This window comes from Oleomonas cavernae, assembly GCF_003590945.1.
Lineage (GTDB): Bacteria > Pseudomonadota > Alphaproteobacteria > Zavarziniales > Zavarziniaceae > Zavarzinia > Zavarzinia cavernae.
In genome coordinates, this window is sequence record NZ_QYUK01000016.1 from 198,487 (window position 1) to 222,111 (window position 23,625).

23 protein-coding genes and 1 pseudogene are annotated in these 23,625 nt (G+C 67.2%); 21 read left to right on the forward strand and 3 right to left on the reverse strand.

The genetic code is table 11. The annotated features are described in order from the left end of the window. Nucleotides 1-27: 27 nt before the first annotated feature. From ahcY to cobA, 12 genes are all read left to right on the forward strand, one after another. The gene (gene ahcY, locus D3874_RS26180) at nucleotides 28-1,323 is read left to right on the forward strand and encodes an adenosylhomocysteinase (protein WP_119782660.1); all 1,296 of its coding nucleotides are present in this window, start codon (nucleotides 28-30) and stop codon (nucleotides 1,321-1,323) included. 111 nt (nucleotides 1,324-1,434) lie between these two features. Next, nucleotides 1,435-2,037 (forward strand): ANTAR domain-containing response regulator, encoded by a 603-nt coding sequence (locus tag D3874_RS26185; RefSeq protein ID WP_119782661.1) that lies wholly within the window; start codon nucleotides 1,435-1,437, stop codon nucleotides 2,035-2,037. Continuing rightward, nucleotides 2,037-3,293, forward strand: coding sequence for a CmpA/NrtA family ABC transporter substrate-binding protein (locus tag D3874_RS26190; RefSeq protein WP_119782662.1), 1,257 nt, complete (start codon nucleotides 2,037-2,039; stop codon nucleotides 3,291-3,293). The genes D3874_RS26185 and D3874_RS26190 overlap by 1 nt, the downstream gene beginning before the upstream one ends. A gap of 531 nt (nucleotides 3,294-3,824) precedes the next feature. Then, on the forward strand, nucleotides 3,825-5,120 hold the full coding sequence (locus tag D3874_RS26195) for a CmpA/NrtA family ABC transporter substrate-binding protein (RefSeq protein WP_233560384.1): 1,296 nt from the start codon (nucleotides 3,825-3,827) through the stop codon (nucleotides 5,118-5,120). A gap of 24 nt (nucleotides 5,121-5,144) precedes the next feature. After that, the gene (locus D3874_RS29710) at nucleotides 5,145-5,378 is read left to right on the forward strand and encodes a hypothetical protein (protein WP_199699371.1); all 234 of its coding nucleotides are present in this window, start codon (nucleotides 5,145-5,147) and stop codon (nucleotides 5,376-5,378) included. Further along, nucleotides 5,315-6,019: a nitrate ABC transporter permease gene (ntrB, locus tag D3874_RS26200; protein WP_199699372.1), complete on the forward strand. Its 705-nt coding sequence runs from the start codon at nucleotides 5,315-5,317 to the stop codon at nucleotides 6,017-6,019. Before D3874_RS29710 ends, ntrB begins: the two co-directional genes overlap by 64 nt. An 11-nt stretch (nucleotides 6,020-6,030) precedes the next feature. Continuing rightward, entirely contained in the window at nucleotides 6,031-6,831 is an 801-nt protein-coding gene (locus D3874_RS26205) for an ABC transporter ATP-binding protein (protein ID WP_119782664.1), read from the forward strand. Nucleotide 6,832: 1 nt separating this feature from the next. Then, a complete protein-coding gene (gene nirB / locus D3874_RS26210; protein ID WP_119782665.1) occupies nucleotides 6,833-9,283 on the forward strand; it encodes a nitrite reductase large subunit NirB in 2,451 nt (816 codons plus the stop codon). Further along, the gene (gene nirD, locus D3874_RS26215; protein ID WP_119782666.1) at nucleotides 9,280-9,627 is read left to right on the forward strand and encodes a nitrite reductase small subunit NirD; all 348 of its coding nucleotides are present in this window, start codon (nucleotides 9,280-9,282) and stop codon (nucleotides 9,625-9,627) included. Before nirB ends, nirD begins: the two co-directional genes overlap by 4 nt. After that, the gene (locus tag D3874_RS31735; RefSeq protein ID WP_338016773.1) at nucleotides 9,627-11,342 is read left to right on the forward strand and encodes a molybdopterin-dependent oxidoreductase; all 1,716 of its coding nucleotides are present in this window, start codon (nucleotides 9,627-9,629) and stop codon (nucleotides 11,340-11,342) included. Before nirD ends, D3874_RS31735 begins: the two co-directional genes overlap by 1 nt. Then, the gene (locus D3874_RS31740; RefSeq protein WP_338016774.1) at nucleotides 11,339-12,283 is read left to right on the forward strand and encodes a molybdopterin dinucleotide binding domain-containing protein; all 945 of its coding nucleotides are present in this window, start codon (nucleotides 11,339-11,341) and stop codon (nucleotides 12,281-12,283) included. Before D3874_RS31735 ends, D3874_RS31740 begins: the two co-directional genes overlap by 4 nt. Then, entirely contained in the window at nucleotides 12,255-13,109 is an 855-nt protein-coding gene (cobA, locus tag D3874_RS26225) for a uroporphyrinogen-III C-methyltransferase (RefSeq protein ID WP_119782667.1), read from the forward strand. The genes D3874_RS31740 and cobA overlap by 29 nt, the downstream gene beginning before the upstream one ends. Before the next feature lie 164 nt (nucleotides 13,110-13,273). Here cobA and wrbA read toward each other — a convergent pair whose 3' ends face one another. Next, nucleotides 13,274-13,876 (reverse strand): NAD(P)H:quinone oxidoreductase, encoded by a 603-nt coding sequence (gene wrbA, locus D3874_RS26230; protein ID WP_119782882.1) that lies wholly within the window; start codon nucleotides 13,874-13,876, stop codon nucleotides 13,274-13,276. A 137-nt stretch (nucleotides 13,877-14,013) separates the two neighbouring features. Here wrbA and D3874_RS26235 point away from each other — a divergent pair, with 137 nt between their 5' ends. Next, nucleotides 14,014-14,913, forward strand: a complete 900-nt coding sequence (locus D3874_RS26235) for a LysR family transcriptional regulator (RefSeq protein ID WP_233560386.1) — start codon at nucleotides 14,014-14,016, stop codon at nucleotides 14,911-14,913. Between the two features lie 75 nt (nucleotides 14,914-14,988). Here the strand turns inward: D3874_RS26235 and D3874_RS26240 are convergent, their stop codons facing one another. After that, on the reverse strand, nucleotides 14,989-15,534 hold the full coding sequence (locus tag D3874_RS26240; RefSeq protein ID WP_119782669.1) for an SCO family protein: 546 nt from the start codon (nucleotides 15,532-15,534) through the stop codon (nucleotides 14,989-14,991). Between the two features lie 273 nt (nucleotides 15,535-15,807). Between D3874_RS26240 and D3874_RS26245 the strand changes: the two genes are divergently transcribed. Together D3874_RS26245 and D3874_RS26250 are read left to right on the forward strand one after the other, a co-directional pair. After that, nucleotides 15,808-16,320 (forward strand): DUF6306 domain-containing protein, encoded by a 513-nt coding sequence (locus tag D3874_RS26245; protein WP_119782670.1) that lies wholly within the window; start codon nucleotides 15,808-15,810, stop codon nucleotides 16,318-16,320. A 40-nt stretch (nucleotides 16,321-16,360) separates the two neighbouring features. Next, the gene (locus D3874_RS26250; protein WP_147385875.1) at nucleotides 16,361-16,837 is read left to right on the forward strand and encodes a hypothetical protein; all 477 of its coding nucleotides are present in this window, start codon (nucleotides 16,361-16,363) and stop codon (nucleotides 16,835-16,837) included. 6 nt (nucleotides 16,838-16,843) lie between these two features. Here D3874_RS26250 and D3874_RS26255 read toward each other — a convergent pair whose 3' ends face one another. Then, nucleotides 16,844-17,209 (reverse strand): fibronectin-binding protein, encoded by a 366-nt coding sequence (locus D3874_RS26255; protein ID WP_119782672.1) that lies wholly within the window; start codon nucleotides 17,207-17,209, stop codon nucleotides 16,844-16,846. Nucleotides 17,210-17,286: 77 nt separating this feature from the next. Here D3874_RS26255 and D3874_RS26260 point away from each other — a divergent pair, with 77 nt between their 5' ends. The 6 genes and pseudogenes from D3874_RS26260 to D3874_RS30915 all read left to right on the forward strand — a co-directional run bounded on the left by D3874_RS26260 (nucleotide 17,287) and on the right by D3874_RS30915 (nucleotide 23,561). Continuing rightward, nucleotides 17,287-18,012, forward strand: a complete 726-nt coding sequence (locus D3874_RS26260) for an SDR family oxidoreductase (RefSeq protein ID WP_119782673.1) — start codon at nucleotides 17,287-17,289, stop codon at nucleotides 18,010-18,012. A 61-nt stretch (nucleotides 18,013-18,073) separates the two neighbouring features. Further along, the gene (locus D3874_RS26265) at nucleotides 18,074-18,745 is read left to right on the forward strand and encodes a nitroreductase (RefSeq protein ID WP_119782674.1); all 672 of its coding nucleotides are present in this window, start codon (nucleotides 18,074-18,076) and stop codon (nucleotides 18,743-18,745) included. A gap of 136 nt (nucleotides 18,746-18,881) precedes the next feature. After that, nucleotides 18,882-19,748 carry a pirin family protein gene (locus D3874_RS26270; RefSeq protein WP_119782675.1) on the forward strand — a complete coding sequence of 289 codons (867 nt, stop codon included), beginning with the start codon at nucleotides 18,882-18,884 and terminating at the stop codon, nucleotides 19,746-19,748. A 58-nt stretch (nucleotides 19,749-19,806) separates the two neighbouring features. Beyond that, nucleotides 19,807-20,721 carry an oxidoreductase gene (locus tag D3874_RS26275; protein ID WP_199699373.1) on the forward strand — a complete coding sequence of 305 codons (915 nt, stop codon included), beginning with the start codon at nucleotides 19,807-19,809 and terminating at the stop codon, nucleotides 20,719-20,721. Nucleotides 20,722-21,065: 344 nt separating this feature from the next. Beyond that, nucleotides 21,066-22,888 (forward strand): annotated as a pseudogene (gene typA / locus D3874_RS26280) (translational GTPase TypA). A 256-nt stretch (nucleotides 22,889-23,144) separates the two neighbouring features. Beyond that, on the forward strand, nucleotides 23,145-23,561 hold the full coding sequence (locus D3874_RS30915) for a helix-turn-helix domain-containing protein (protein WP_233560388.1): 417 nt from the start codon (nucleotides 23,145-23,147) through the stop codon (nucleotides 23,559-23,561). Nucleotides 23,562-23,625: the final 64 nt, after the last annotated feature.

The following is a 23,625-nucleotide window of genomic DNA, read 5'->3' on the forward strand; positions in this document are numbered from 1 at the left end:
CATCGCCTAAGCCCTCAAGGATACCCCATGGCCACGTTCGCCGACTTCAAGGTCAAGGATTTCTCGCTCGCCGAATGGGGCCGCAAGGAAATCAACATTGCCGAGACCGAAATGCCGGGCTTGATGGCCTTGCGCGCGGAATACGGCGCCTCGCAGCCGCTGAAGGGCGCCCGCATCGCCGGCTGCCTGCACATGACGATCCAGACCGCGGTGCTGATCGAGACCTTGATCGCCCTGGGCGCCACCATCCGCTGGTCCTCCTGCAACATCTTCTCGACCCAGGACCAGGCGGCGGCGGCGATCGCCGCGGCCGGCATCCCGGTCTTCGCCTGGAAGGGCATGTCGGAGGAGGAATTCTGGTGGTGCATCCACCAGACGGTGAAGGGCCCGGACGGCTGGACCCCCAACATGATCCTGGACGACGGCGGCGACCTGACCGTCCTCATGCACAATGAATATCCCGAGCTGATGGACGGCGTGTACGGCCTCTCGGAAGAGACCACCACCGGGGTCCACCGCCTCTACGAGATGCACAAGGCCGGGACGCTCAAGGTTCCCGCCATCAACGTGAACGACAGCGTGACCAAGTCGAAGTTCGACAACCTCTATGGCTGTCGCGAGTCGCTGGTCGACGGCATCAAGCGCGCCACCGACGTCATGCTGGCCGGCAAGGTCGCCGTGGTCGCCGGCTATGGCGACGTGGGCAAGGGCTCGGCCGCCTCGCTGCGCAGCCAGGGCGCCCGCGTCATGGTCACCGAGATCGACCCCATCTGCGCCCTGCAGGCGGCGATGGAAGGCTACCAGGTCACCACCATGGAAGAGGCCGCCCCGCTGGGCGACATCTTCGTCACCTGCACCGGCAACCTGGACGTCATCACGCTGGACCACATGCGCGAGATGAAGGACCGGGCGATCGTCTGCAACATCGGCCACTTCGACAGCGAGATCCAGATCGCCTCGTTGCGTAACTACAAGTGGGACAACGTCAAGCCGCAGGTCGACGAGGTCGTGTTCCCCGACGGCAAGCGCCTGATCGTGCTGGCTGAAGGCCGCCTGGTGAACCTGGGCTGTGCCACCGGCCACCCCAGCTTCGTCATGAGCGCCTCGTTCTCGAACCAGGTGATCGCCCAGATCGAGCTCTACCAGCACCACGCGAAGTACGACCGCAAGGTCTACATGCTGCCCAAGCACCTGGACGAGAAGGTCGCCTCGCTGCACCTGGCCAAGCTGGGCGTGAAGCTGACCAAGCTGTCGCCGGTCCAGGCCGAGTACATCGGCGCCAAGGTCGACGGCCCCTACAAGCCGGAACACTACCGCTACTGAGCGCTTGCGCGCACACACCAAGGGCGGCACCGCGCGGTGCCGCCCTTTTTGTTTGGGCCTGCGACGTTCACGGACGTTGCGCGTCCCGCCCGGGCCATTGATGCTTGGGGCATGGCCGAGCGCGATTCCGAAACCAAGATCCTGGTCATCGACGACAACCGCATCCGCGCCTCGATCATCGAGGAGGGGCTGCGCGAGGCGGGCTATGCCCACGTCACGGTGATCGTCGAGCGCCTGCCCCTGGTGCGCAGCATCGTCGAGGCCGACCCGGACGTGGTCTTCATCGACCTGGAACATCCCCAGCGCGACGTGCTCGAGCACATGTTCCAGGTCAGCCGCGCCATCAGCCGGCCCGTCGCCATGTTCGTCGACCGCTCGGACAAGGCGATGATCGAGGCGGCGATCGAGGCCGGGGTTTCCGCCTATATCGTCAACGGCTTGAAGAAGGAACGGCTGAAACCGATCCTGGACATGGCGATCAGCCGCTTCAACGCCTTCAGCCGCATGCGCGACGAATTGTACCGGACGCGCAAGGCCCTGGACGACCGCAAGCTGGTCGACCGGGCGAAGGGCGTGCTGATGAAGCTCAAAGGGATCGGCGAGGATGAAGCCTATGGCCTGCTGCGGCGCACGGCGATGAACGAGAACCGACGGATCGCCGAGGTGGCGCAGAGTATTTTGACCGCGTCGACACTGTTGTCGGGGGACAAGTGATGGGTGAACCCGAGAAACCCTTTGCCATCCGGGCCGGCTTCATCCCGCTGCTGGACGCCGCCATCCTGATCATCGCCAAGATCCGCGGCTTCGCCGAGGAGGAGGGCATCGAACTCACCCTGATCCGCGAAGCCTCGTGGGCCAGCATCAGGGACCGGCTGGCGCTGGGCCATTTCGACGTCGCCCATATGCTGGCGCCGATGCCGATCGCCGCCTCCCTGGGCCTGACCCCGTTCGGCGGCTCGGTGATCACGCCCATGTGCATGGGGCTGGGCGGCAACGCGGTCACGGTCTCCAACGCGGTCTGGCACGGCATGAACATGGCCGGTGCCGACAACAGCGGCGACCCCATGACCATGGCCGTGGCCCTGCGCAGCGTGGTGGAAAGCCGCAAGGCTTCGGCCAAGCCGCCGCTGACCTTCGCCGTGGTCCACCCCTATTCCAGCCACAATTATGAACTGCGCTACTGGCTGGCGGCGGCCGGGATCGACCCGCGCGTCGATATCGGGCTGACCGTGGTGCCGCCGCCCTACATGGCCGATGCCCTGGCCGGCGGCCACATCGACGGCTATTGCGTGGGCGAGCCGTGGAACAGCGCCGCCGTGGTGGCCGGCGTCGGCCACATCGTCACCACCACCACGGCCATCTGGCGCTCCAGCCCCGAGAAGGTGCTGGGCATGCGCAGCGATTGGGCCGACCAGAACCCGGAAGCCGCCGCCGCCCTGCTGCGGGCCATGCACCGGGCCTCGCTGTGGTGCGACTCGCCCAAGAACACCCAGGAAATGGTCGAGTTGCTGTCGACGCCCAGCTACCTCGATGTCGCCCAGTCGACGCTCATGGCCGGCCTGACCGGGCGGATCGCCCTGGGCGCCGGGCAGCCGCAACTGGTGCCCGAGTTCCGTTCCTTCGCGCGCCGCGCCGCCACCTTCCCCTGGATCAGCCACGGCCTGTGGTTCTTCAGCCAGATGGTGCGCTGGGGCCAGCTCGAGCTGACGCCGGCCACGCTCGAGACCGTGCGCCGCTGCATTCGCCCGGACCTGTACCGCAAGGCCCTGGGGCCGTTGGGCGTCGCCCTGCCCAACGCCAGCTCGAAAGTCGAAGGGGCGCTGACCATGGAGACGCCGGTGGCCACGGCCAACGGCCGGCTGTTCCTGGGGCCTGACGGCTTCTTCGACGGCCTGGTCTTCGACCCCGACCGGATCGAGGACTATGTCGCCGCCTTTGCCATCCGCGGGCCGAGCGCGATCAGCGACTGATGGCCCCTGTCGTCATTCCGGCGAAGGCCGGAATCCATGGCAGGGGCAGGCGAGATCTGTCCGGCAAGGTCTCGTCTCGCACTACGATGGATTCCGGCCTTCGCCGGAATGACGATAGAGCGGGTGAGGCATTCTTATAGTTCGCTCAGAAATGACGCGCTGCACAATTTTTTAGCAGCCCGCTGGCCAATAAGGCATCACTGCGCCGCGAGGCGGCAACTGCTGCGCCCCGGCACCCGCTGCCTAACCCCCTGATATCGAACGAAAAACCCGATCGTCGCCCACTTGGCACGCTGTGTGCAGTGAATAGGGTGCGAGCCAACGATGGCTCAACCTCCCGGTCAGGCCAATGGCGGCAGACCGGCGATCGCCCTTCCGGGCACCGACTTTAGAACATCTGGCCCAGAGTTGGGCACGTGGCAGCGCTGCCGACGGAACTGTACCGATTACCAAATCGGTTCCGGTTTTCAGTCGTGCGGCGCTTTTTTTATGCCTGTTTTGCGCAGGCGGGGCTTCGAGAAGGAACGGGCAGTGAGCAAGATCGTTACACGCAGCATCAATCGCCGCGACCTCCTCAAGGTCTCGAGCACCGCCGCCCTGCTGGGCGCCGTCGGCGCGGCCTTCCCGCGCGGCGTCTTTGCCGAGGGCGCAGGCCCCGAGACCCCCAAGGCGACGCTGGGCTTCATCGCCCTGACCGACAGCGCGCCGCTGATCATCGCCAAGGAAAAAGGCCTCTACGCCAAATACGGCATGACCGAGGTCACCGTGGGCAAGCAGGCCTCGTGGGGCGCCACCCGCGACAACCTCGAGCTGGGCTCGGCCGGCGGCGGCATCGACGGCGCCCATATCCTGTCGCCCATGCCCTACCTGATTTCGACCGGCAAGATCACCAAGGGCAACGCGCCCCTGCCCATGTACCTGCTCTCGCGCCTCAACATCAACGGCCAGTGCATCTCGGTCGCCGGCGCCTACAAGGGCCTTGGCATCGGCACCCAGGCGGCCGCGCTGAAGGATGCCTTCGCCAAGGCCAAGGCCGAAGGCAAGGAAGTTAAGTGCGCGGTTACCTTCCCCGGCGGCACCCACGACCTGTGGATGCGCTACTGGCTGGCGGCCAATGGCATCGATCCCAACAAGGATGTCTCGACCATCGTCGTGCCGCCGCCCCAGATGGTGGCCAACATGAAGGTCAACACCATGGAAGCCTTCTGCGTGGGCGAGCCGTGGAACGCCCAGCTCGTCAACCAGGGCATCGGCTTTTCCGCCCTGACCACCGGCGAGCTGTGGGGCAATCACCCCGAAAAGGCCTTCGCCATGCGGGCCGACTGGGTCGACGCCAACCCCAAGGCGGCCAAGGCCCTGCTGATGGCCGTCCAGGAAGCCGCGCAATGGTGCGACAAGCCCGAGAACAAGGAAGAGATGTGCTCCATCGTCGGCGGCCGTGACTATTTCAAGGTGCCGGTCGAGGACATTCTGGGCCGCGCCAAGGGCGAGATCGATTACGGCGACGGCCGCAAGGTGACCGACAGCCCGCACATCATGAAGTACTGGAACGACTTCGCCTCCTATCCCTGGCCCAGCCACGACCTGTGGTTCCTGACCGAGGATATCCGCTGGGGTTACCTGCCGGCCGACCTGGACACCAAGGCCCTGGTGGCCAAGGTGAACCGTGAGGATCTGTGGCGTGACGCGGCGGCGGCCATCGGGGCGCCGGCGGCGGAAATCCCGACCTCCAAGTCACGCGGAGTCGAGACCTTCTTCGACGGCAAGACCTTCGACCCGGCCGATCCGGCCGCCTATCTCGCCAGCCTGGCCATCAAGGCCGTGTAATCAGACCAGTTGGAAGGCTTACCCATGACCGTCCATAGTGACCAGCTTGCCAAACTCCTCGAGGAGCCGGTGCGCAAGCCGCTGATCGATGCAGCGCTCCTCGCCAAGGCGGGGGCATGGCTGAAGCGCAAGGCCATCAACCTGGCCCCGCCGGTCGTGATGCTGATCCTGCTGTTCGGCCTGTGGGAGATTCTGTGCCGGGGGCCGGTGCCCCCCTGCCGCCCCCCTCCAAGGTCATCGCCGATACCTGGGAACTGATCATCGATCCGTTCTACGACAACGGCGGCACCGACGTCGGGCTGTTCTGGCAGATCGCCGCCAGCCTCACCCGGGTCGCGGAGGGTTTCGCGATCTCGGCCGTCGCCGGCATCCTGCTGGGGGTGCTGATCGGCCAGTCGTCGCTGGCCTTCCGTGGCCTCGACCCGATCTTCCAGGTCCTGCGCACGGTGCCGCCGCTGGCTTGGCTGCCCTTGTCGCTGGCCGCCTTCCAGTCGGCCAATCCCTCGGCCATCTTCGTCATCGCCATCACGTCGGTGTGGCCGATCATCCTCAACACCGCGGTCGGTATCCGCAACATCCCGCAGGACTATCGCAACGTCGCCAAGGTGCTGCGCCTGTCGGGCCCGGAATTCTTCTTCAAGATCATGCTGCCGGCGACCGTGCCCTTCATGTTCACCGGCCTGCGCATCGGCATCGGCCTGTCGTGGCTGGCCATCGTCGCGGCGGAAATGCTGATCGGCGGCGTCGGCATCGGCTTCTTCATCTGGGATGCCTGGAATTCCTCGCTGATCAGCGAAATCATCATCGCCCTGATCGCGGTCGGCCTGGTCGGCTTCGTGCTGGACCGGCTGATCGGGGCCTTGGGCAACCGCCTCGGCGGCAGCTACAGCCAACGGTAAGGAGTAGCGTCATGGCAAGCCATCTTTCGATCGAGCAGGTCGGCGTCACCTTCAAGACCGAGCGCGGATCCTATGTCGCCCTGCGCGATGTCGACCTCAAGGTCGCCCAGGGTGAATACATCGCCATCATCGGCCACTCGGGCTGCGGCAAGTCGACCTTGCTGAACCTCGTCGCCGGCTTGCTGCAGGTTACCACCGGCGCCATCCTGCTGGACGACAAGGAAGTCTCGCAGCCCGGCCCCGACCGCGCCGTGGTGTTCCAGAACCACTCGCTGCTGCCCTGGCTGACCGTTTACGACAATGTCCGCCTCGCCGTGGACAAGGTGCATGGCAAGACCAAGAACAAGGCGGAACGCCATGCCTGGACCATGGAAAACCTGAAGCTGGTCGGCATGGATCACGCCGCCCAGCGCCACCCGAACGAGATTTCGGGCGGCATGAAGCAGCGCGTGGGCATCGCCCGGGCCCTGGCCATGGAACCCAAAGTGTTGTTGCTGGACGAGCCTTTCGGCGCGCTCGACGCGCTGACCCGCGCCCAGCTCCAGGACAAGGTGATGGAGATCCAGACGCGGCTGAACAATACCGTGCTGATGATCACCCACGACGTCGACGAGGCGGTCCTGCTGGCCGATCGCATCGTCATGATGACCAACGGCCCGGCCGCCACCATCGGCGAAGTGCTGACGGTGGACCTGCCCCGGCCGCGCAACCGCCTGGCCCTGGCCGGCAACCCGACCTATATCGCCGCCCGCGCCGGGGTGATGGAATTCCTCTATGCCCGCCACGCCATGAACAAGGTGGAGGCCGCCTGAGATGAGCCCGAAACTTGTCGTCATCGGCAACGGCATGGCGGCCGGCCGGGTGCTGGAGCACCTGACCGACGATGCGCCCGAGGCCTACCAGATCACCGTGTTCGGCGCCGAACCGCGGGTGAACTACAACCGGATCCTGCTCTCGCCCGTGCTGTCGGGCGAGAAGACATTCGACGAGATCGTCACCCATGACGATGCCTGGTATGCGGCGCGCAGTATCGACTTGCTGAAGGGCAAGGAGATCGTTGCGATCGACCGTGCGGCAAAGACCGTGCAGGCCAAGGACGGGAGCGTAACGCCTTACGACAAGCTGCTGGTGGCGACCGGCAGCCTGCCCTTCATCGTCCCCGTGCCGGGCAAGGACCTGCCCGGCGTGGTCGCCTACCGCGACCTCGACGATGTCAACACCATGCTGGCCGCGGCGCAGCACGGCGGCAGCGCCGTCGTCGTCGGCGGCGGCCTGCTGGGCCTGGAGGCCGCGGCAGGCCTGAAGATGCGCGGCATGGACGTGACCGTGCTGCACCTGATGCCGACCCTGATGGAGCGCCAGCTCGATCCGGCCGCCGGCCACCTGCTGAAGAAGGCCATGGAGGCGCGGGGCATCCGCGTCATCACCAAGGCCAATACCCACGCCATCGTCGGCGACGGCAAGGTCGAGGCGGTGCGCCTCGACGACGGCACGGAAATCCCGGCCGACATCGTGGTCATGGCCGTGGGCATCCGCCCCAATTCGGGCCTGGCCAAAGCGGCGGGCCTGGAGGTCGGCCGCGGGCTGAAGGTCGACGACCACATGGTGACCTCGGACCCAGACGTGCTGGCGGTGGGCGAATGCGCCGAACATCGCGGCCAGTGCTACGGCCTGGTGGCGCCCCTGTTCGAAATGGCCAAGGTGGTCGCCGCCCAGCTCAACGGCGATACCAGCGCCGCCTACACCGGCTCGGTCACCTCGACCAAGCTGAAGGTGACCGGGGTCGACCTGTTCTCGGCCGGCGATTTCGCCGAGGGCGAGGACCGGGAGGAGATCGTGCTGCGCGACGCGGCGCGGGGCATCTACAAGCGCCTGGTGCTGCAGGACGACCGCATCATCGGCGCGGTGATGTACGGCGAGACCGCGGATGGCGGCTGGTTCCTCGACCTGCTGCGCAAGGCGACCTGCATCGCCGACATGCGCGACACCCTGATCTTCGGCCAAGGGTACGTGGGCGGTGCCGCCCTGGACCCTATGGCGGCCGTTGCAGCCTTGCCGGATGAGGCAGAGATCTGCGGTTGCAACGGCGTATGCAAGGGCAAGATCACTTCGACCATCACCGCCAAGGGCCTGACCACGCTGGACGGCGTGCGCGCCCACACCAAGGCCTCCGCCTCATGCGGCTCATGCACCGGCCTGGTGGAACAATTGATGTCGCTCACCCTGGGCGACCAGTTCAACCGCGCGGCGGTGCAGCCGATGTGCGCCTGCACCGAGCTCGGCCATGACGACGTCCGCCGCCTGATCATCGCCAAGGATCTGAAGACGATCCCGGCGGTGATGCAGGAATTGGAGTGGAAGACCTCGTGCGGCTGTGCCAAGTGCCGGCCGGCGCTGAACTACTACCTGCTCGCCGCCTGGCCGGGCGAGTATGTCGACGACAACCAGTCGCGCTTCATCAACGAGCGGGTCCACGCCAATATCCAGAAGGACGGCACCTATTCCGTCGTACCGCGCATGTGGGGCGGCATCACCAACCCGCGCGAACTGCGGGCCATTGCCGATGTCGCCGACAAATTCGCCATCCCCACGGTGAAGGTCACCGGGGGCCAGCGCATCGACCTCCTGGGCGTGAAGAAGCAGGACCTGCCTGCCGTCTGGGCCGATCTCAACGCCGCCGGCATGGTCTCGGGCCATGCCTATGGCAAGGCCCTGCGCACGGTGAAGACCTGCGTGGGCACCGACTGGTGCCGCTTCGGCACCCAGGATTCGACCGGCCTTGGCATCCGCATCGAGAAATTCATGTGGGGCTCGTGGACCCCGGCCAAGGTGAAGATGGCGGTCTCGGGCTGCCCGCGCAATTGCGCCGAGGCGACCTGCAAGGATGTCGGCGTGATCTGCGTCGATTCCGGTTACGACATCCACTTTGCCGGGGCCGCGGGCCTCGACATCAAGGGCACGGAAGTGCTGACCCATGTCGACACGGAAGACGAGGCGCTGGCCGTCATCGTGGCCCTGACCCAGCTCTACCGCGAGCAGGCACGCTACCTCGAGCGTATCTACAAGTGGACCAAGCGGGTGGGGATCGAGTCGATCCGCGCCGCCGTGGTCGACGACCTGGAACGCCGCCAGGCCCTGTTCGACCGCTTCGTCTATTCGCAGAAGTTCGCCCAGGTCGACCCCTGGGCCGAGCGGGTGGCCGGCGCCGAGGCGCACGAGTTCCGCCCCATGGCACACTTCGAACCCCGGGAGGCCGCAGAATGACCGCCTATACCCCTCACGACTGGATCGATGTCGGCGCGGTCGAGGACGTGCCCCTGCGCGGCGCCCGTGTCGTCCACACCGCCAGCGGCGATATCGCGGTGTTCCGCACCGGCGAAGGCAAGATCTTCGCCCTGCGCGACCGCTGCCCCCACAAGAACGGCCCCCTGAGCCAGGGCATCGTCCACGACGACGGCGTCACCTGCCCCTTGCACAACTGGGTGATCGACCTCGCCACCGGCCAGGCACGCGGCGCCGATGTCGGCTGCACCGGCGTCATCCCGGTGCGGGCCGAGCGCGGCCGCATCCATCTGGGCGTTGCCGCCCTGGCCGGGCGCGTCGCCTGATGGGCGCGTGCGAGACCGTCCGCACCACCTGCCCCTATTGCGGGGTGGGCTGCGGCGTGCTCGCCACGCCCCAAGCCGACGGCAGCGTCGCCATCAAGGGCGACCCCGATCACCCGGCCAATTTCGGCCGGCTGTGCTCCAAGGGATCTGCGCTCGGCGAAACCCTGAGTCTCGACGATCGGCTGCTGATGCCGGTCGTCGAGGGAGAGCGGGCGACATGGTCCCAGGCCCTCGGCCTTGTCGCCCGCCGCTTCCAGGAGACGATTGCCGAGCATGGCCCGGACTCGGTTGCCTTCTACGTCTCGGGGCAGTTGCTGACCGAGGATTACTACGTCGCCAACAAGCTGATGAAGGGCTTCATCGGCTCGGCCAACATCGACACCAACAGCCGGCTGTGCATGGCCTCCTCGGTGGCCGGGCACAAGCGCGCCTTCGGCACCGACACGGTGCCCGGCTGCTACGAGGACCTGGAAGAGGCCGACCTGGTGGTCCTGGTCGGCTCCAACCTGGCCTGGTGCCACCCGGTGCTGTTCCAGCGCCTGGCCGCAGCCAAGGCGGCACGCGGCATCCAGGTGGTTACCATCGACCCGCGCCGCACCGCCACCAGCGAACTGGCCGACCTGCATTTGGGGCTAGAGCCGGGCTCGGACGTCGCGCTGTTCAACGGCCTGCTCGACCATCTGGTGCAGGCCGGCCTGGCCGACCAGACCTTCATCGCCGAACACACCACCGGCATCGTCGAGACCCTGGCGGTGGCCGAGTCGACCGGCATCAAGGGCGCCCAGGCGGCGACCGGGCTGACACCCGAGCAGCTCACCCGCTTCTACCGCCTGTTCGCCCGCCACGAAAAGGTGGTGACGGTCTATAGCCAGGGCGTGAACCAGTCGAGCGCCGGCACCGACAAGGTCAATGCCATCATCAATTGCCACCTGCTCACCGGCCGCATCGGCCGGCCGGGCATGGGGCCGTTCTCGGTCACCGGCCAGCCCAACGCCATGGGCGGGCGCGAAGTCGGCGGCCTCGCCAACCAGCTCGCCGCCCATCTGGAACTGGGCGTGCCCGAGCACCGCGCCCTGGTGCAGGCGTTCTGGGCCAGCCCCACGATCGCCGACAAGCCGGGCCTGAAGGCCGTCGACCTGTTCGAGGCGGTCCATGACGGCCGCGTCAAGGCGCTGTGGATCATGGCCACCAACCCGGTCGACAGCCTGCCCCAGGCGGATCGGGTGGCCGAGGCCCTGCGGCGCTGCCCCTTCGTCGTGGTCTCGGACGTGATCGGCAAGACCGACACCACGGCCTACGGCCACGTTCTCCTGCCCGCCACGGCCTGGGGCGAGAAGGACGGCACGGTGACCAATTCCGAACGCCGCATCTCGCGCCAGCGCCCCTTCCTCGATCCCCCGGCGAAACCCGGCCCGACTGGTGGGCGATGGCGCAGGTGGCGGGCCGCATGGGCTTTGCCGGCTTCGACTACGACGGCCCCGCCGCCGTCTACCGCGAACATGCCGCCCTTTCCGCCCACGGCAACGACGGCAGCCGCGATTTCGACCTGGGCGCCCACGGTGCCATCGACGCGGCCGCCTATGACGCGCTGGAACCGTTCCAGTGGCCCCTGCCGGCCGGGGGCGCGAGCCGCGCCCGCTTCTTCGCCGACGGCAATTTCTATACCGCCGACGGCAAGGCACGTTTCGTCCCCACCCCGCCCCGTACCCCCATGAGCCGGACCAGCGCCCAACGCCCGCTGATCCTCAACACCGGCCGCGTGCGTGACCAGTGGCATACCATGACGCGCACGGGCAAGACCCCGCGCCTGACCAGCCACCTGGCCGAGCCCTTCGTCGAAATCAACCCCGCCGACGCCGACCGCCTGGGCCTGCGCCCCGCGACCCTGGCGGTCGTGGCCAGCGACCATGGCGAGGCCCTGCTGCGGGTGCTGATCACCGACCGGCAGCGTGTCGGTTCGGTCTTCGCGCCGATCCACTGGACCGACCAGCAGGCCGCCAAGGCGCGGGTCGATGCCCTCGTCGCCGCCCATGTCGATCCGCTCTCGGGCCAGCCCGAGGCCAAGTTCACCCCGGTTTCGGTGGCGCCCTTCGCCGCCGCCTGGTACGGCTTTGCCGTCAGCGCCAATCGCCCCGCGGTGGGCGAGACCGAATACTGGGCCCTGGCGCCGGCGCTGGGCGGCTTCCGCCTGGAGCTGGCCGGCCACGAGGTACCGGCGGATTGGGGCGACTGGGTGCGCCGCCTGATGGGCCTGAGCGAGACGGTGGAGGTTCTGGCCTATCACGACGAGGCCCACGGCCGCTATCGCTTTGCCGCCTTCGAGGGCGAGAGCCTGGTCGGCGCCCTGTTCGTCTCGCCCGAGCCGGTGGAGATTTCCCGCGGTTGGGTGGTGGGGCAACTGGGCGCGACGATCGATGCTGCCGCCCGCTTCCGCATCCTGGCCGGGCGCGGCGGCGAGGCCGGGGCCGATCCCGGGGCCACGATCTGCTCGTGCTTCTCGGTCGGGATCAACCAGATTACCGCCGTCATCCGCGGCGGCCAGGCCACCAGTGTCGAGGCGGTCGGCGCCTGCCTGAAGGCGGGAACCAACTGCGGCTCGTGCCGCATGGAAATCGGGAGGCTGATCGATGCCCACGCCGTCGCGAAAGCCGGTTGAGGTTCGCCTCATCGCCGGCGGGATCCCTGCCGGGCAGGAGATGCCTGCCCGCGGGCCCGGCAGCGTCACCCTGGTGGGTGCCGGCCCGGGCGATGCCGAGCTGCTGACCATCAAGGCGCTGAAAGCGCTGCAAGCGGCCGAAGTGGTGCTGTTCGACGATCTGGTGGCCCAGGAAGTGCTGGACCTGGTGCACGCCCAGGCGCGTTGCCTGGCCGTGGGCAAGCGCGGCGGGCGCGAGAGCTGCGCCCAGGGCGACATCAACGACCTGATGGTGCGCTTCGCCAAGGCCGGCAAACGGGTGGTGCGCCTGAAATGCGGCGACCCGATGATCTTCGGCCGCGCCGGCGAGGAAATCGCCCGGCTTCAGGCCGAAGGCATTGCCGTAGAGGTGATCCCCGGCATCACCTCGGCATCGGCGATGGCCGCCGCCTGCAAGGTCTCGCTGACCCACCGCGATCACGCGCAATCGGTGCGCTTCGTCACCGGCCATTCGCGCCACGGCACCCTGCCCGACAATCTCGACTGGCAGGGCCTGGCCGATGCCCGCACCAGCCTGGTCATCTACATGGGCGGGCGCACCGCGGGCGATCTCGTCGCCAAACTGACCGCCGCCGGCTTGAGCCTGGCGACCCCGGCCATCGCCGTGCGTGCAGTGACCCGGCCGGACGAAAAGCGCTGGCACGGCACGCTGGCCGATCTGGCCCAGGGCGTGGCCGGCCTTGGCCTGGAACACCCCCTGCTGATCGGCATCGGCAACGCCTTCGCCGCCGCCCAGGCCATCGACCTTGCGTGCTTCGAGGCGGCCCTTCAAGCCTCCTCGGCCTGAGGAAATAAACGTAATCTCTATCGTCATCCCGGCGAAGGCCGGGATCCATTGAGACGTCGCGCGCTGCCCCAGAATGGATCCCGGCCTTCGCCGGGATGACGGCATAGGGGACGGCGCCCAACCCTCTCCCCCCTAAAGGGCGGAGAGGGCTTATTCTCGGCGGATCAGGCCTTCAGCTTGGCCGCGATCTTCGCCACGTGGGCGCCCTGGTAGCGGGCGATCTTCAGCTCGTTTTCCGACGGCTGGCGGCTGCCGTCGCCGCCGGCGATGGTCGAGGCGCCGTAGGGCGTGCCGCCCGAGACTTCGCTCAGGATGGTCAGGCCCGGCTCGGCGTAAGGCACGCCCACGATCACCATGCCGTGGTGCAGCAGGGTGGTGTGGAATGAGGTGATGGTGGTCTCCTGGCCGCCGTGCTGGGACGCGGTCGAGACGAACACGCTGCCCACCTTGCCGATCAGGCCCCCCTTCATCCACAGCCCGCCGGTCTGGTCGAGGAAGTTGCGCATCTGGGCCGTCATCATGCCGAAGCGGGTGGGCGTGCCGAAGATGATCGCGTCATAGTCGGCCAGCTCGTCGACCGTGGCGATCGGGGCTTCCTGGTCCGGCTTCATGCCGAACTGCTTCATCAGATCGGCATTCATCAGCTCGGGCACGCGCTTCACGCTGACCTCGACGCCATCGACGGAGGCGGCGCCTTCGGCGACCGCCTTGGACAGCGTCTCGATGTGGCCATAGCTCGAATGATACAGCACCAGCACCTTGGTCATGATCTTCAGTCCTTTTGGGTTGAAATTCGTGAACAGAAGGTAGGGCCGCAGCAATCCTTTGATAATCCGCCGGCTTCGAACATAATCGTTTCCGATCCGGAAATGATCTTGGGGCGCCGATGGACCGCTTGGGAGCGATGGCCGTGTTTCGGCGGGTGGTGGAACTGGGCGCCTTCGCCGCCGCCGCGCGCGATCTTAACCTGTCCAACGCCGCGGTCAGCAAGCATGTCGCGGCCCTGGAGGGGCACCTGGGCGCGCAGCTCCTCAACCGCACCACCAGGCGCCTGTCCCTCACCGAGGCGGGCCAAGCCGCCTATGACCGGGCCGTGCGCCTGCTCGACGACATGGCGGACCTGGAACAGGCGGTCGGCCAGATGGAGGCGCGGCCCAGGGGCCGGCTGCGCCTGAACGCCCCCATGTCCTTCGGCCTGATGGTGCTGGGCCAGACCCTGCCGATCTTCCTGGACCGCTACCCCGACATCACCATCGACCTGGTGATGAACGACCGGGTGGTCGACCTGGTCGAGGAAGGCTTCGACGTCGGCATCCGCATCCGCAGCGAGTTGGGCGATACCAGCCTGATCGGCCGGCGCATCGGCGGGGTCAGGCCGCTGGTGGTGGCGGCGCCGCAGTACCTGCAGCGGCGCGGCACGCCGCACAGCCCGGACGACCTGCTCGACCACGACTGCTTTCACTATTCGCTGAACTCGACCGGCGACGAATGGCCCTTCACCAACGACAAGGGCGAGGAACGCCGGGTGCGCATCCGCGGCCGCATGGCCGCGAACAACGGCGACGTGCTGCGCAACGCCGCGGTGGCCGGGCACGGCATCTGGCGCACGCCGGATTTCCTGGCCCAGGCGGATATCGATGCGGGCCGCCTGGTGGTGCTCGACCTCGACGGCTTCCGCTCGGCCGATCATTCGATCTTCGTGCTCTACCCGCCCGGCCGGCACCTGAGCCCCAAGGTGCGGGTCTTCGTCGATTTCCTGGTCGAGGTCATCGGCGCCCAATGCCGGGCGCACGGCATGCCCTGAGGGTTCAGGGGCCGATCAGCTTGGCGAGGGTCTGCACCATCACCTTGGGATCCATGTCGGGGGTGAGGACCTGCTTCAGGCGGCCGTCCGGCCCATCAGATAGATCAGCGAGGAGTGATCCATCGTGTAGTCCTCGCCCTCGCCCCGGCGCGCGGCATAGACCCGGTAGGTCTTCAGCATGGCATCGATCGCGGCCTGGGAACCGGTCAGGCCGATGATCCGGGGATCGAAGGTCGAGGTATAGCTCTTGAGCGCGGCCGGATTGTCGCGCCCGGGATCGACCGAGACGAACAGCGGCTGGATCCTGTCCGCCGTCGGCCCCAGGTCCTTCATCACGCCGGCCAGTTGCGCCAGGGTGGTGGGGCAGACGTCCGGGCAATAGGTGAAGCCGAAGAACACCAGCAGATACTTGCCGGGCCAGCTCTTCTCGTTCACCGGCTTGTCGTCCTGGTCCACCAGGTTGAACGGGCCGCCCACGGCATCCGCCAGTTCGTGGTCCGGCGGCAGGCCGCCCGTGGCGACCGACGTATCCTGGCCGCGCAAGGCCGGCCACTCGAACCAGGCGACCACCGCGATGGCCGCCAGGATGATGATGATCAGGGTGGGGATTTTCCAGCGCATGGCGCCCAAGTGACCCTTCGCCCGGTGCCGCGTCAAGCCCGCCGCGCGGCCGCTGCGACGGCGCGCCGCACGGCATTGTGCTCCCTAAAAAGTCCCTGCACCGTGCATGGATGCCGTGCATAAGCGGTCTTCGGTGAGGGCATGGCTATCGCCCTTCGATACCGCCCTCGTTCGTGCTTTAGTGCAGTGAATGAGCGGGGTGCTGTCGTGGACGACGTGAACACCCGACGCCACCCTAAATCCAATGTGTATCAAGGCAGGACATCGAGCCAAGTGACCGTTGTTGACCCCAACCACGCCACGGCGTCGGCTTCGCTCCCGGGCTTCGCGCTCGAGGCCGGTAGCGAACTCACCCCCGCCCGTTTCGACGGCCCGCTGACCGACTCCGAGCTCGATGGCCTGCTCAACCTGCTGATCGAGGCGACACGCGCCGGGGCCAAGGTTGCCGCCGTCTTCGCCTGCCGCGCCCAGTGCCAGGAAAAGCGCGGCATGTACCTGGATATCCAGGCCGATGCCTCCAAGACCATCCAGTCGCTGGCGCGCATCCTCAAGACCCGTGGCATCGAACCTTCGGCCGCCACCAACGGCTTCTTCGACCGCGCCATGGACCTGCCCGAAAAGGCCGACCGGGTCGCCTTCTTCGTCCGGGGCCAGGCCTGGCTGGTCGCCACCCTGCGCGAAGCCCTGCCCCACATCGCCGATGCCGAGATCGTCCAGATCTTCCGCGACTGTGCCGTCCAGGCCGATCGCAACCGGGTCCGGGCGATGTCGTTCCAGCTCGGCTGATCCGACACCTTCAAACCGCGAACAGGCTCGACCGATGTTGATGGCGGCGCTCGTCGGCCTCGGCTTTGCGCTTCTCGTCGCCTTCCTGGCGCGGGCCATGCTGCCGGCGCCCTGGAATCGCTATGTCTTCATGGCCCTGGGCCTGCCGGCCTTGGGCCTGGTGATCGCCGGCCTGGGCGTCACCATCTACTATTACGGCAAATGCCAGGAGAGCCTCCTGGCCGAGCACCTGGCCCAGGACGGCCGCGTCGCCATGGCGATCAAGATGGTCGACTGCGGTTCGGCGCCGGACCGGACCTACGACGTCTCGGTCGCCCTGATCGAGGGCGAGAAGGTCACCACCCGCACCATCCTGCGCAGCCGCGGCCGCCCGGTCCCGACCGAGGTCGCCATGACCGGCCCCAACAGCTTCACCGTCACCCTGGACGACGGCACCACCCGCACCTCGACCCTCGAGGGGCCGGCAGCGCTGCCGGCCCCCGTCTGGTCATTGATCGACGGCGTGGAGCTTCACTGATCCGCCTTATTGCGGTTCCCAGGTCTCGGTGCCGGTGGTCTTGGCGCCGACCGTGGCCCACAGGCCGGAGAGGCCCTTGCCATCGGGCTTCATGATGAAGACGAACTGGTCCTTGCCCAGCGACCCGGCGACCGACAGCACATCCTGATAGAACACGCCGGTGCCCGTGGTGGTCTGGCCGGCCACGACCCATTCGACCTGGTAGGTGTCGCCGGTTTCGGTCACGGTCACCGTCCCCTTGTAGGCGCCGCCGCCGCCGGGATTGGTGCCGACGACCTTGTAGCTGCCGACGGGCGAGGCTTCGGCCAAGGCCAGGGCCGGCGCAAAGGCGATGGCGCCGGCGACGATGACGCGGCTCATGAACTTGTGCATGGTGTCCCCCCTGAAGGATGCAGGCGGCGCCCAAGGTAACCTTGGAACGCCCAGTACAAAAGCACGAAGGAGAGCAGATGAGCGGATCGCGGCCTGCGGCCCTGGTCACCGGCGGGGCGCGCCGGATCGGCGCCGGCCTTGCCCGTCATTTGGGCGGGCGGGGCTTTGCCGTCGTCCTGCATCATCACGGCAGTGTCGAGGAGGCGCAGGCGACCGCCGCGGCGATTCGCGCCGGCGGCGGCACCTGCCATCTGCTGGCCGCCGACCTGGCCGATGCCGCCGCGGTCGAGACCCTCGTGCCCCGGGCCATCGCCCTGGAACCGGGCCTCTCGCTGCTGGTCAACAATGCCGCGCGCTTCGTTCACGACCGGGTGGAAACCCTGACCCGGGCCAACTGGGATGCCCATCTGGCGGTCAACCTGACGGCGCCCGCCTTCCTGGCCCAGGCCTTTGCCGCCCAGGTCGAGCGGGGCGTGATCGTCAACCTGACGGATTTCAAGGTGACCGGCCGCCCCGATCCCGCCTTCCTGTCCTATACCGTCGCCAAGGCCGGCCTGGGCGCCCTGACCGACCTGCTGGCCGTCGCCCTGGCCCCGCGTATCCGCGTCGCCGCCATCGCCCCGGGCTTCACCCTGCCCGGCGGCAAGCAGACCCGCGAGAAATTCGACAAGGCCTTCCGGGCCGCCCCCTTGGGGACAGGTTCCACGATCGAGGACCTGGCCCGGGCCCTCGATTTCATCATCGACAGCCCGGCCCTGACCGGCCTCACGCTGACCATCGATGGCGGGATGCACCTTCTCTGACGGGCGCTGATCTGCTAGGTCTTCGGCCATGACGTTGACGTAAGCGTCAAGGGAGGAATCAATGAACGTCTCAGAGGCCTTGGAGACCCGGCTGACCGTGCGCGGCTTCCTGGACAGGCCGGTCCCGGCCGACACGGTGCGCAGCATTCTGGAAACCGCCAAGCGCGCGCCCTCGGGCGGTAATCTTCAGCCCTGGCATGTCTATGTCGTCTCGGGCGATGCCCTGGTGGACTTGAAGGCCCAGGTCCAGGCCCGCATCGGCGACCATCCCACGGGCGAAGGCACCGAGTACCACATCTACCCGCCCAACCTGTCGGAGCCCTACCGCACCCGCCGCTTCCGCATCGGCGAGCAGATGTTCGCAACCGTCGGCGTGGCGCGCGAGGACAAGTTCGGCCGCCTGATGCAGTTCGCCCGCAACTTCGACATGTTCGGCGCCAGGACCGGCCTGTTCTTCGCCATCGACCGCCAGATGCAGGAAGGCCAGTGGGCGGACCTGGGCATGTTCATGCAATCGATCATGCTGCTGGCCCGCGAACACGGGCTGGACACCTGCCCGCAGGAGGCCTGGGCGATCTGGTACAAGACCATCGGTGCCTTCCTGAAGATCCCCGACAACCTGATGCTGTTCTGCGGCATGGGGATCGGCTACCGCGACCCCGACCATCCGATGAATTCCCTGCGCAGCGAACGCGCGCCGCTCGAAGAATTCACCACCTTCGTCGGGCAGTAAAATCTCTCTTTTCCGTCATGCCCGGGCTTGTCCCGGGCATCCACGTCGAGACAACGTAAGCTGGTCGGGATCAGGTCGAAGCGGCCTGACGTGGATGGCCGGGACAAGCCCGGCCATGACGAGGAGCGAGAATCAAATGAGTGCAGTCGAGTTGATGATCGAGGCGCGCCGGCGCGAGATCGTGCCGGGCTTTGCGGTGCGCCGGATCCTGCCCTATGCCCAGCGCCGCAGCGTGGGGCCCTTCGTCTTCCTCGATCACATGGGGCCGGTCGATGCCGGCCCGCACGGCCAGGCCGATGTCCGCCCGCATCCCCACATCGGCTTGGCCACCGTCACCTGGCTGTTCTCGGGCGAGATCGTCCACCGGGACAGCTTAGGGTTTGTCCAGCCGATCCGGCCGGGCGAGTTGAACTGGATGAGCGCCGGCCGCGCCATCACCCATTCCGAACGCATGCCCGAGGACAAGCCGGTGGTGCACCTGCACGGCGTCCAGGCCTGGGTCGCCCTGCCCCATGACCTGGAAGAAGGCGAGCCCTCCTTCACCCATGTGCCGGCCAGCGAGATGCCGGTGATCGAGGAAGAAGGCGCCCGCCTGACCCTGATCGCCGGCAGCGCCTATGGCCGGGTGGCACCCATGGCCGTGCCTTCGCCCCTGTTCTACCTCGAAGCCAGGCTGGAGCCGGGCGCTACCATCGCCCTGCCCGATACCCATGCCGAGCGCGCCGCCTATGTGGTCGAAGGCTGCGTCACCAGCGACGGGACCGAATTCGGCGAGGGCAGCCTGGCCGTGTTCGAGACGGCCAAGGCCGTGACCCTGAAGGCCGAGACGCGGGCCATCGTCATGCTGCTGGGCGGGGCGCCGCTGGACGGGCCGCGCCACATCTATTGGAATTTCGTCTCGTCGGACAAGGCGCGGATCGAGACCGCCAAGGAAGACTGGCGTGCCCAGCGCTTCCCCCAGGTGCCGGGCGAGACCGAATTCATTCCGCTGCCGCCCGATTGACGCCTTTAAAATCTTTATCACCTGACCTAAGTATACCGCAACCGATGGGGAGAAGGTCATGGCAGGCTGGGGCGTGAAGGACATTCCGGATCTTGCGGGCAAGGTCGCCGTGGTCACCGGGGCCAACAGCGGCCTGGGCTGGCACACCGCCGCCGGCCTCGCCGCCAGGGGCGCCCATGTCGTCCTGGCCTGCCGCGACAAGGTCAAGACGCAAGCCGCCATCGCCGGCATCAAGGCCATAACCCCGGAGGCCAGCCTGGAGTTCATGGCCCTGGACCTGGCCAACCTGGCCTCGATCGGCAGCTTTGCCGAGAGCTTCAAGCGGGCCCATCCGCGCCTGGACATCCTGTGCAACAATGCCGGCGTCATGTTCCTGCCGTTCCGCGAGACCGCCGACGGCTTCGAGATGCAGATGGGCACCAACCACCTGGGCCATTTCGCCCTGACCGGGCGGTTGCTGGACATCATCGCCGCCACGCCCGGCAGCCGCATCGTCACCTTGAGCAGCGGCTTTGCCAATTTCGGGCAACTACCGCTCGACGACTTGAACAGCACCCGGGGCTACTCCCGCTACCGTGCCTATGCCAATGCCAAGCTGGCCAACCTGGTCTTTGCCCTGGAATTGCAGCGCCGCTTGGGCCAGGCCGGCAAGGAGACGATCAGCCTGGCCGCCCACCCCGGCTATGCCGCCACCAACCTGCAGGGCGCCGGCCCGGCCATGAGCGGCAGCGCCCTGGTGCGGGCGCTGGGCGACATCGGCGCCCGCTTCGCCAACGCGGTCTTCGCCCAGGACGCCGCCAGCGGCGCCCTGCCCACGCTCTATGCCGCCACCGCACCCGACGTCGCCGGCGGGGACTATTGCGGCCCCAAAGGCGCCCTGGAAATGCGCGGAGCCCGGGCAAGGTCGGCGTCCCCAAGCGTGCCCTCGATCCGGCCAAGGCCGCCCGCCTGTGGCAGGAATCGGAGAAATTGACCGGCGTCGCTTATCTGTCATGAAGGCGGGCATCGGCATCCTGCGTCCTTCGAGACGGTCGCTGCGCGCCCTCCTCAGGATGAGGAAAACCTTTATGGCAAAAAGACTTACCTCATCCTGAGGAGCCGCCGGAGGCGGCGTCTCGAAGGACGCACGATATTGCCCCAGGCCCCGGCGCCATGTGCGGATCGCATGGCCTGACATATTGCGGTGCCGTAAACTGACGCTATACTCCGCCGCCGCCTTTGGGGCGGCTTTCACAGAGATTTGGCCTGCTTCCCCTGGGCTCTGCCGCTAGGCGCCGGGGTCGGGCTGTTTGCCAGTGCCCCGGAAGGCGCCGTTTCATGCAGATCCGCAATATCGCCATCATCGCCCACGTCGACCACGGCAAGACGACTCTCGTCGATCAGTTGCTGCGCCAGTCGGGCACCTTCCGCGCCAACCAGCAAGTGGCCGAACGGATCATGGATTCCAACGATCTTGAAAAAGAGCGTGGCATCACGATCCTGGCCAAGTGCACCTCGGTGTTCTGGAAGGACGTGCGCATCAATATCGTCGACACGCCGGGCCACGCCGACTTCGGCGGCGAGGTCGAGCGTATCCTGTCGATGGTCGACGGTGTCGTGGTCCTGGTCGATGCCGCGGAGGGGCCGCTGCCCCAGACCAAGTTCGTCACCGGCAAGGCCCTGCGCCTAGGCTTGCGTCCGATCGTCCTGATCAACAAGATCGACCGGCCCGATGCCCGCGCCGACGAAGTGCTGAACGAGGTCTTCGACCTGTTCGGCAATCTCGACGCCGACGACAAGCAGCTCGACTTCCCCGTGCTCTACGCCTCGGGCAAGCAGGGCTGGGCGGTCACCAATATCGACGACCCGCGCGAAACCCTGGGCCCGCTGTTCGATCTGGTCGTGGCCACGTGCCGCCGCCGGCCGTGATCAAGAATATCGACGCCCCCTTCACCATGCTGGCGACCACGCTGGAGAGCGACCCCTATCTGGGCCGCATCCTGACCGGCCGCATCGAATCGGGCATGGCGCGCCAGAACATGGCGGTCAAGTCGCTGTCGGTGAGCGGCGAGGTCCTGGAACAGGGCCGCCTGTCCAAGCTGCTGGCCTTCCGCGGCATCGAGCGGGTGCCGGTGGAAGAGGCGCAGGCCGGCGACATCGTCGCCATTGCCGGCCTGATGGGCACCACCGTCGCCGACACGATCTGCGCGCTCGAAGTGACCGAGCCGCTGCACGCCCAGCCGATCGACCCGCCGACCCTGGCCATGACCTTCTCGATCAACGATTCGCCGCTGGCCGGCACCGAGGGCAGCAAGGTGCAGAGCCGCGTCATCCGCGAGCGTCTGATGCGCGAGGGCGAGGGCAACGTCGCCATCCGCATCACCGATGCCCCGGGCGGCGACAGCTTCGAGGTCGCTGGCCGCGGCGAGTTGCAGCTGGGCATCCTGATCGAGCAGATGCGCCGCGAGGGCTTCGAGCTGTCGATCAGCCGGCCGCGCGTGCTGTTCAAGGAAGAAGGCGGCCAGCGCCTGGAGCCGATCGAGGAAGTGGTCATCGACGTCGACGACGAATTCACCGGCGTGGTGGTCGAGAAGATGTCGGTGCGCAAGGGCGAGCTGAAAGAGATGCGCCCGTCGGGCGGCGGCAAGACCCGCCTGGTGTTCCATTCGCCCTCGCGCGGGCTGATCGGCTATCACGGCGAATTCCTCACCGATACCCGCGGCACCGGCATGATGAACCGCCTGTTCCACGATTACGCCCCCTACAAGGGCGCGATCCCGGGCCGGCGCAACGGCGTGCTGATCTCCAATGCCTCGGGCGAGTCGGTGGCCTATGCCTTGTGGAACCTGGAAGACCGCGGGCCGATGTTCATCGACCCCGGCGTCAAGGTCTACGAGGGCATGATCATCGGCGAGCACACCCGCGACAACGACCTCGAGGTCAACCCGCTCAAGGGCAAGCAGCTCACCAACATCCGCACCACCTCCAAGGACGAGGCCGTGCGCCTGACGCCGCCGCGCAAGATGAGCCTGGAACAGGCCATCGCCTATCTGGGCGACGACGAGCTGGTGGAGATCACGCCCAAGTCGATCCGCCTGCGCAAGCGCTACCTCGACCCCAACCAGCGCAAGCGCCAGTCCCGCGCCGCCGAAAGCGCCTGATCGACTTAGAGCCCTCTCCGCCCTTCAGGGGGAGAGGGTTGGGTGAGGTGGGTCGATGGCACAGAGCGCGCTCTTGCCCGACCCACCACCTCACCCTCCCCATCGCTGACGCGACGGGTCCCCTCCCTCTCCCCCGCCAAGCGGCGGAGAGGGCTACAGACAGGTAGTCGCGACAACTATCCGCCGACAAAATTCTGGCGTTGCGTCGAAATGCTGCCAATATGGGTCGTCTTTTTCCCGTATTGGAGGCATCGCCATGCCGATGAGCCCGATGGATATCCAGATCGGTCGCCGTATTCGCGAACGCCGATGGCTGCTCGGGCTCTCGCAGGAAAAGCTGGCGCGACGGGTGGGGCTCAAATTCCAGCAGGTGCAGAAGTACGAGACCGCCGGCTCCAAGGTGTCGGCCAGCCGGCTGTTGCTGATCGCCCGGGCCCTGGAAGTATCGGTTTCCTATTTCTACGAGGGTGATGCCGCAGCACAGGGCACCGATACCGCGATGAGCCGGGAGGCGGCCGAATTCGCGCACTACTTCATGCGCCTGCCCGAGGCCCAGCGCGTGCGCCTGTCGGAACTGGTCCGGGCCATGGTCGCCATGGACGCCGCGCCGGCGCCGGCCGTGGCCCGCGAAAAGGCCCAACCGGCGCAGGCGCAGCACACCATCGCCGCCTGATCAGCCCCCTGATCAGCCTGGGCGGGCGGCCAGCAGGGCGTCCGCCAGTTCGGCAAAGCCCGCC

What these genes read in the sequence shown, in the direction of transcription:
- ahcY (WP_119782660.1), top strand. Translation starts at nt 28, where the DNA reads ATGGCCACGTTCGCCGACTTCAAGGTCAAGGATTTCTCGCTCGCCGAA.
- cobA (WP_119782667.1), top strand. Translation starts at nt 12,255, where the DNA reads ATGCCCACGCCGTCGCGAAAGCCGGTTGAGGTTCGCCTCATCGCCGGC.
- D3874_RS26235 (WP_233560386.1), top strand. Translation starts at nt 14,014, where the DNA reads ATGGCCGTGTTTCGGCGGGTGGTGGAACTGGGCGCCTTCGCCGCCGCC.
- D3874_RS26260 (WP_119782673.1), top strand. Translation starts at nt 17,287, where the DNA reads ATGAGCGGATCGCGGCCTGCGGCCCTGGTCACCGGCGGGGCGCGCCGG.
- D3874_RS31740 (WP_338016774.1), top strand. Translation starts at nt 11,339, where the DNA reads ATGAGCCGGACCAGCGCCCAACGCCCGCTGATCCTCAACACCGGCCGC.
- D3874_RS26190 (WP_119782662.1), top strand. Translation starts at nt 2,037, where the DNA reads ATGGGTGAACCCGAGAAACCCTTTGCCATCCGGGCCGGCTTCATCCCG.
- nirD (WP_119782666.1), top strand. Translation starts at nt 9,280, where the DNA reads ATGACCGCCTATACCCCTCACGACTGGATCGATGTCGGCGCGGTCGAG.
- D3874_RS26250 (WP_147385875.1), top strand. Translation starts at nt 16,361, where the DNA reads ATGGCGGCGCTCGTCGGCCTCGGCTTTGCGCTTCTCGTCGCCTTCCTG.
- D3874_RS26205 (WP_119782664.1), top strand. Translation starts at nt 6,031, where the DNA reads ATGGCAAGCCATCTTTCGATCGAGCAGGTCGGCGTCACCTTCAAGACC.
- nirB (WP_119782665.1), top strand. Translation starts at nt 6,833, where the DNA reads ATGAGCCCGAAACTTGTCGTCATCGGCAACGGCATGGCGGCCGGCCGG.
- D3874_RS26185 (WP_119782661.1), top strand. Translation starts at nt 1,435, where the DNA reads ATGGCCGAGCGCGATTCCGAAACCAAGATCCTGGTCATCGACGACAAC.
- wrbA (WP_119782882.1), bottom strand. Translation starts at nt 13,876, where the DNA reads ATGACCAAGGTGCTGGTGCTGTATCATTCGAGCTATGGCCACATCGAG.
- D3874_RS31735 (WP_338016773.1), top strand. Translation starts at nt 9,627, where the DNA reads ATGGGCGCGTGCGAGACCGTCCGCACCACCTGCCCCTATTGCGGGGTG.
- D3874_RS26270 (WP_119782675.1), top strand. Translation starts at nt 18,882, where the DNA reads ATGAGTGCAGTCGAGTTGATGATCGAGGCGCGCCGGCGCGAGATCGTG.
- D3874_RS29710 (WP_199699371.1), top strand. Translation starts at nt 5,145, where the DNA reads ATGACCGTCCATAGTGACCAGCTTGCCAAACTCCTCGAGGAGCCGGTG.
- D3874_RS26265 (WP_119782674.1), top strand. Translation starts at nt 18,074, where the DNA reads ATGAACGTCTCAGAGGCCTTGGAGACCCGGCTGACCGTGCGCGGCTTC.
- D3874_RS26240 (WP_119782669.1), bottom strand. Translation starts at nt 15,534, where the DNA reads ATGCGCTGGAAAATCCCCACCCTGATCATCATCATCCTGGCGGCCATC.
- D3874_RS26275 (WP_199699373.1), top strand. Translation starts at nt 19,807, where the DNA reads ATGGCAGGCTGGGGCGTGAAGGACATTCCGGATCTTGCGGGCAAGGTC.
- D3874_RS26255 (WP_119782672.1), bottom strand. Translation starts at nt 17,209, where the DNA reads ATGCACAAGTTCATGAGCCGCGTCATCGTCGCCGGCGCCATCGCCTTT.
- D3874_RS30915 (WP_233560388.1), top strand. Translation starts at nt 23,145, where the DNA reads ATGCCGATGAGCCCGATGGATATCCAGATCGGTCGCCGTATTCGCGAA.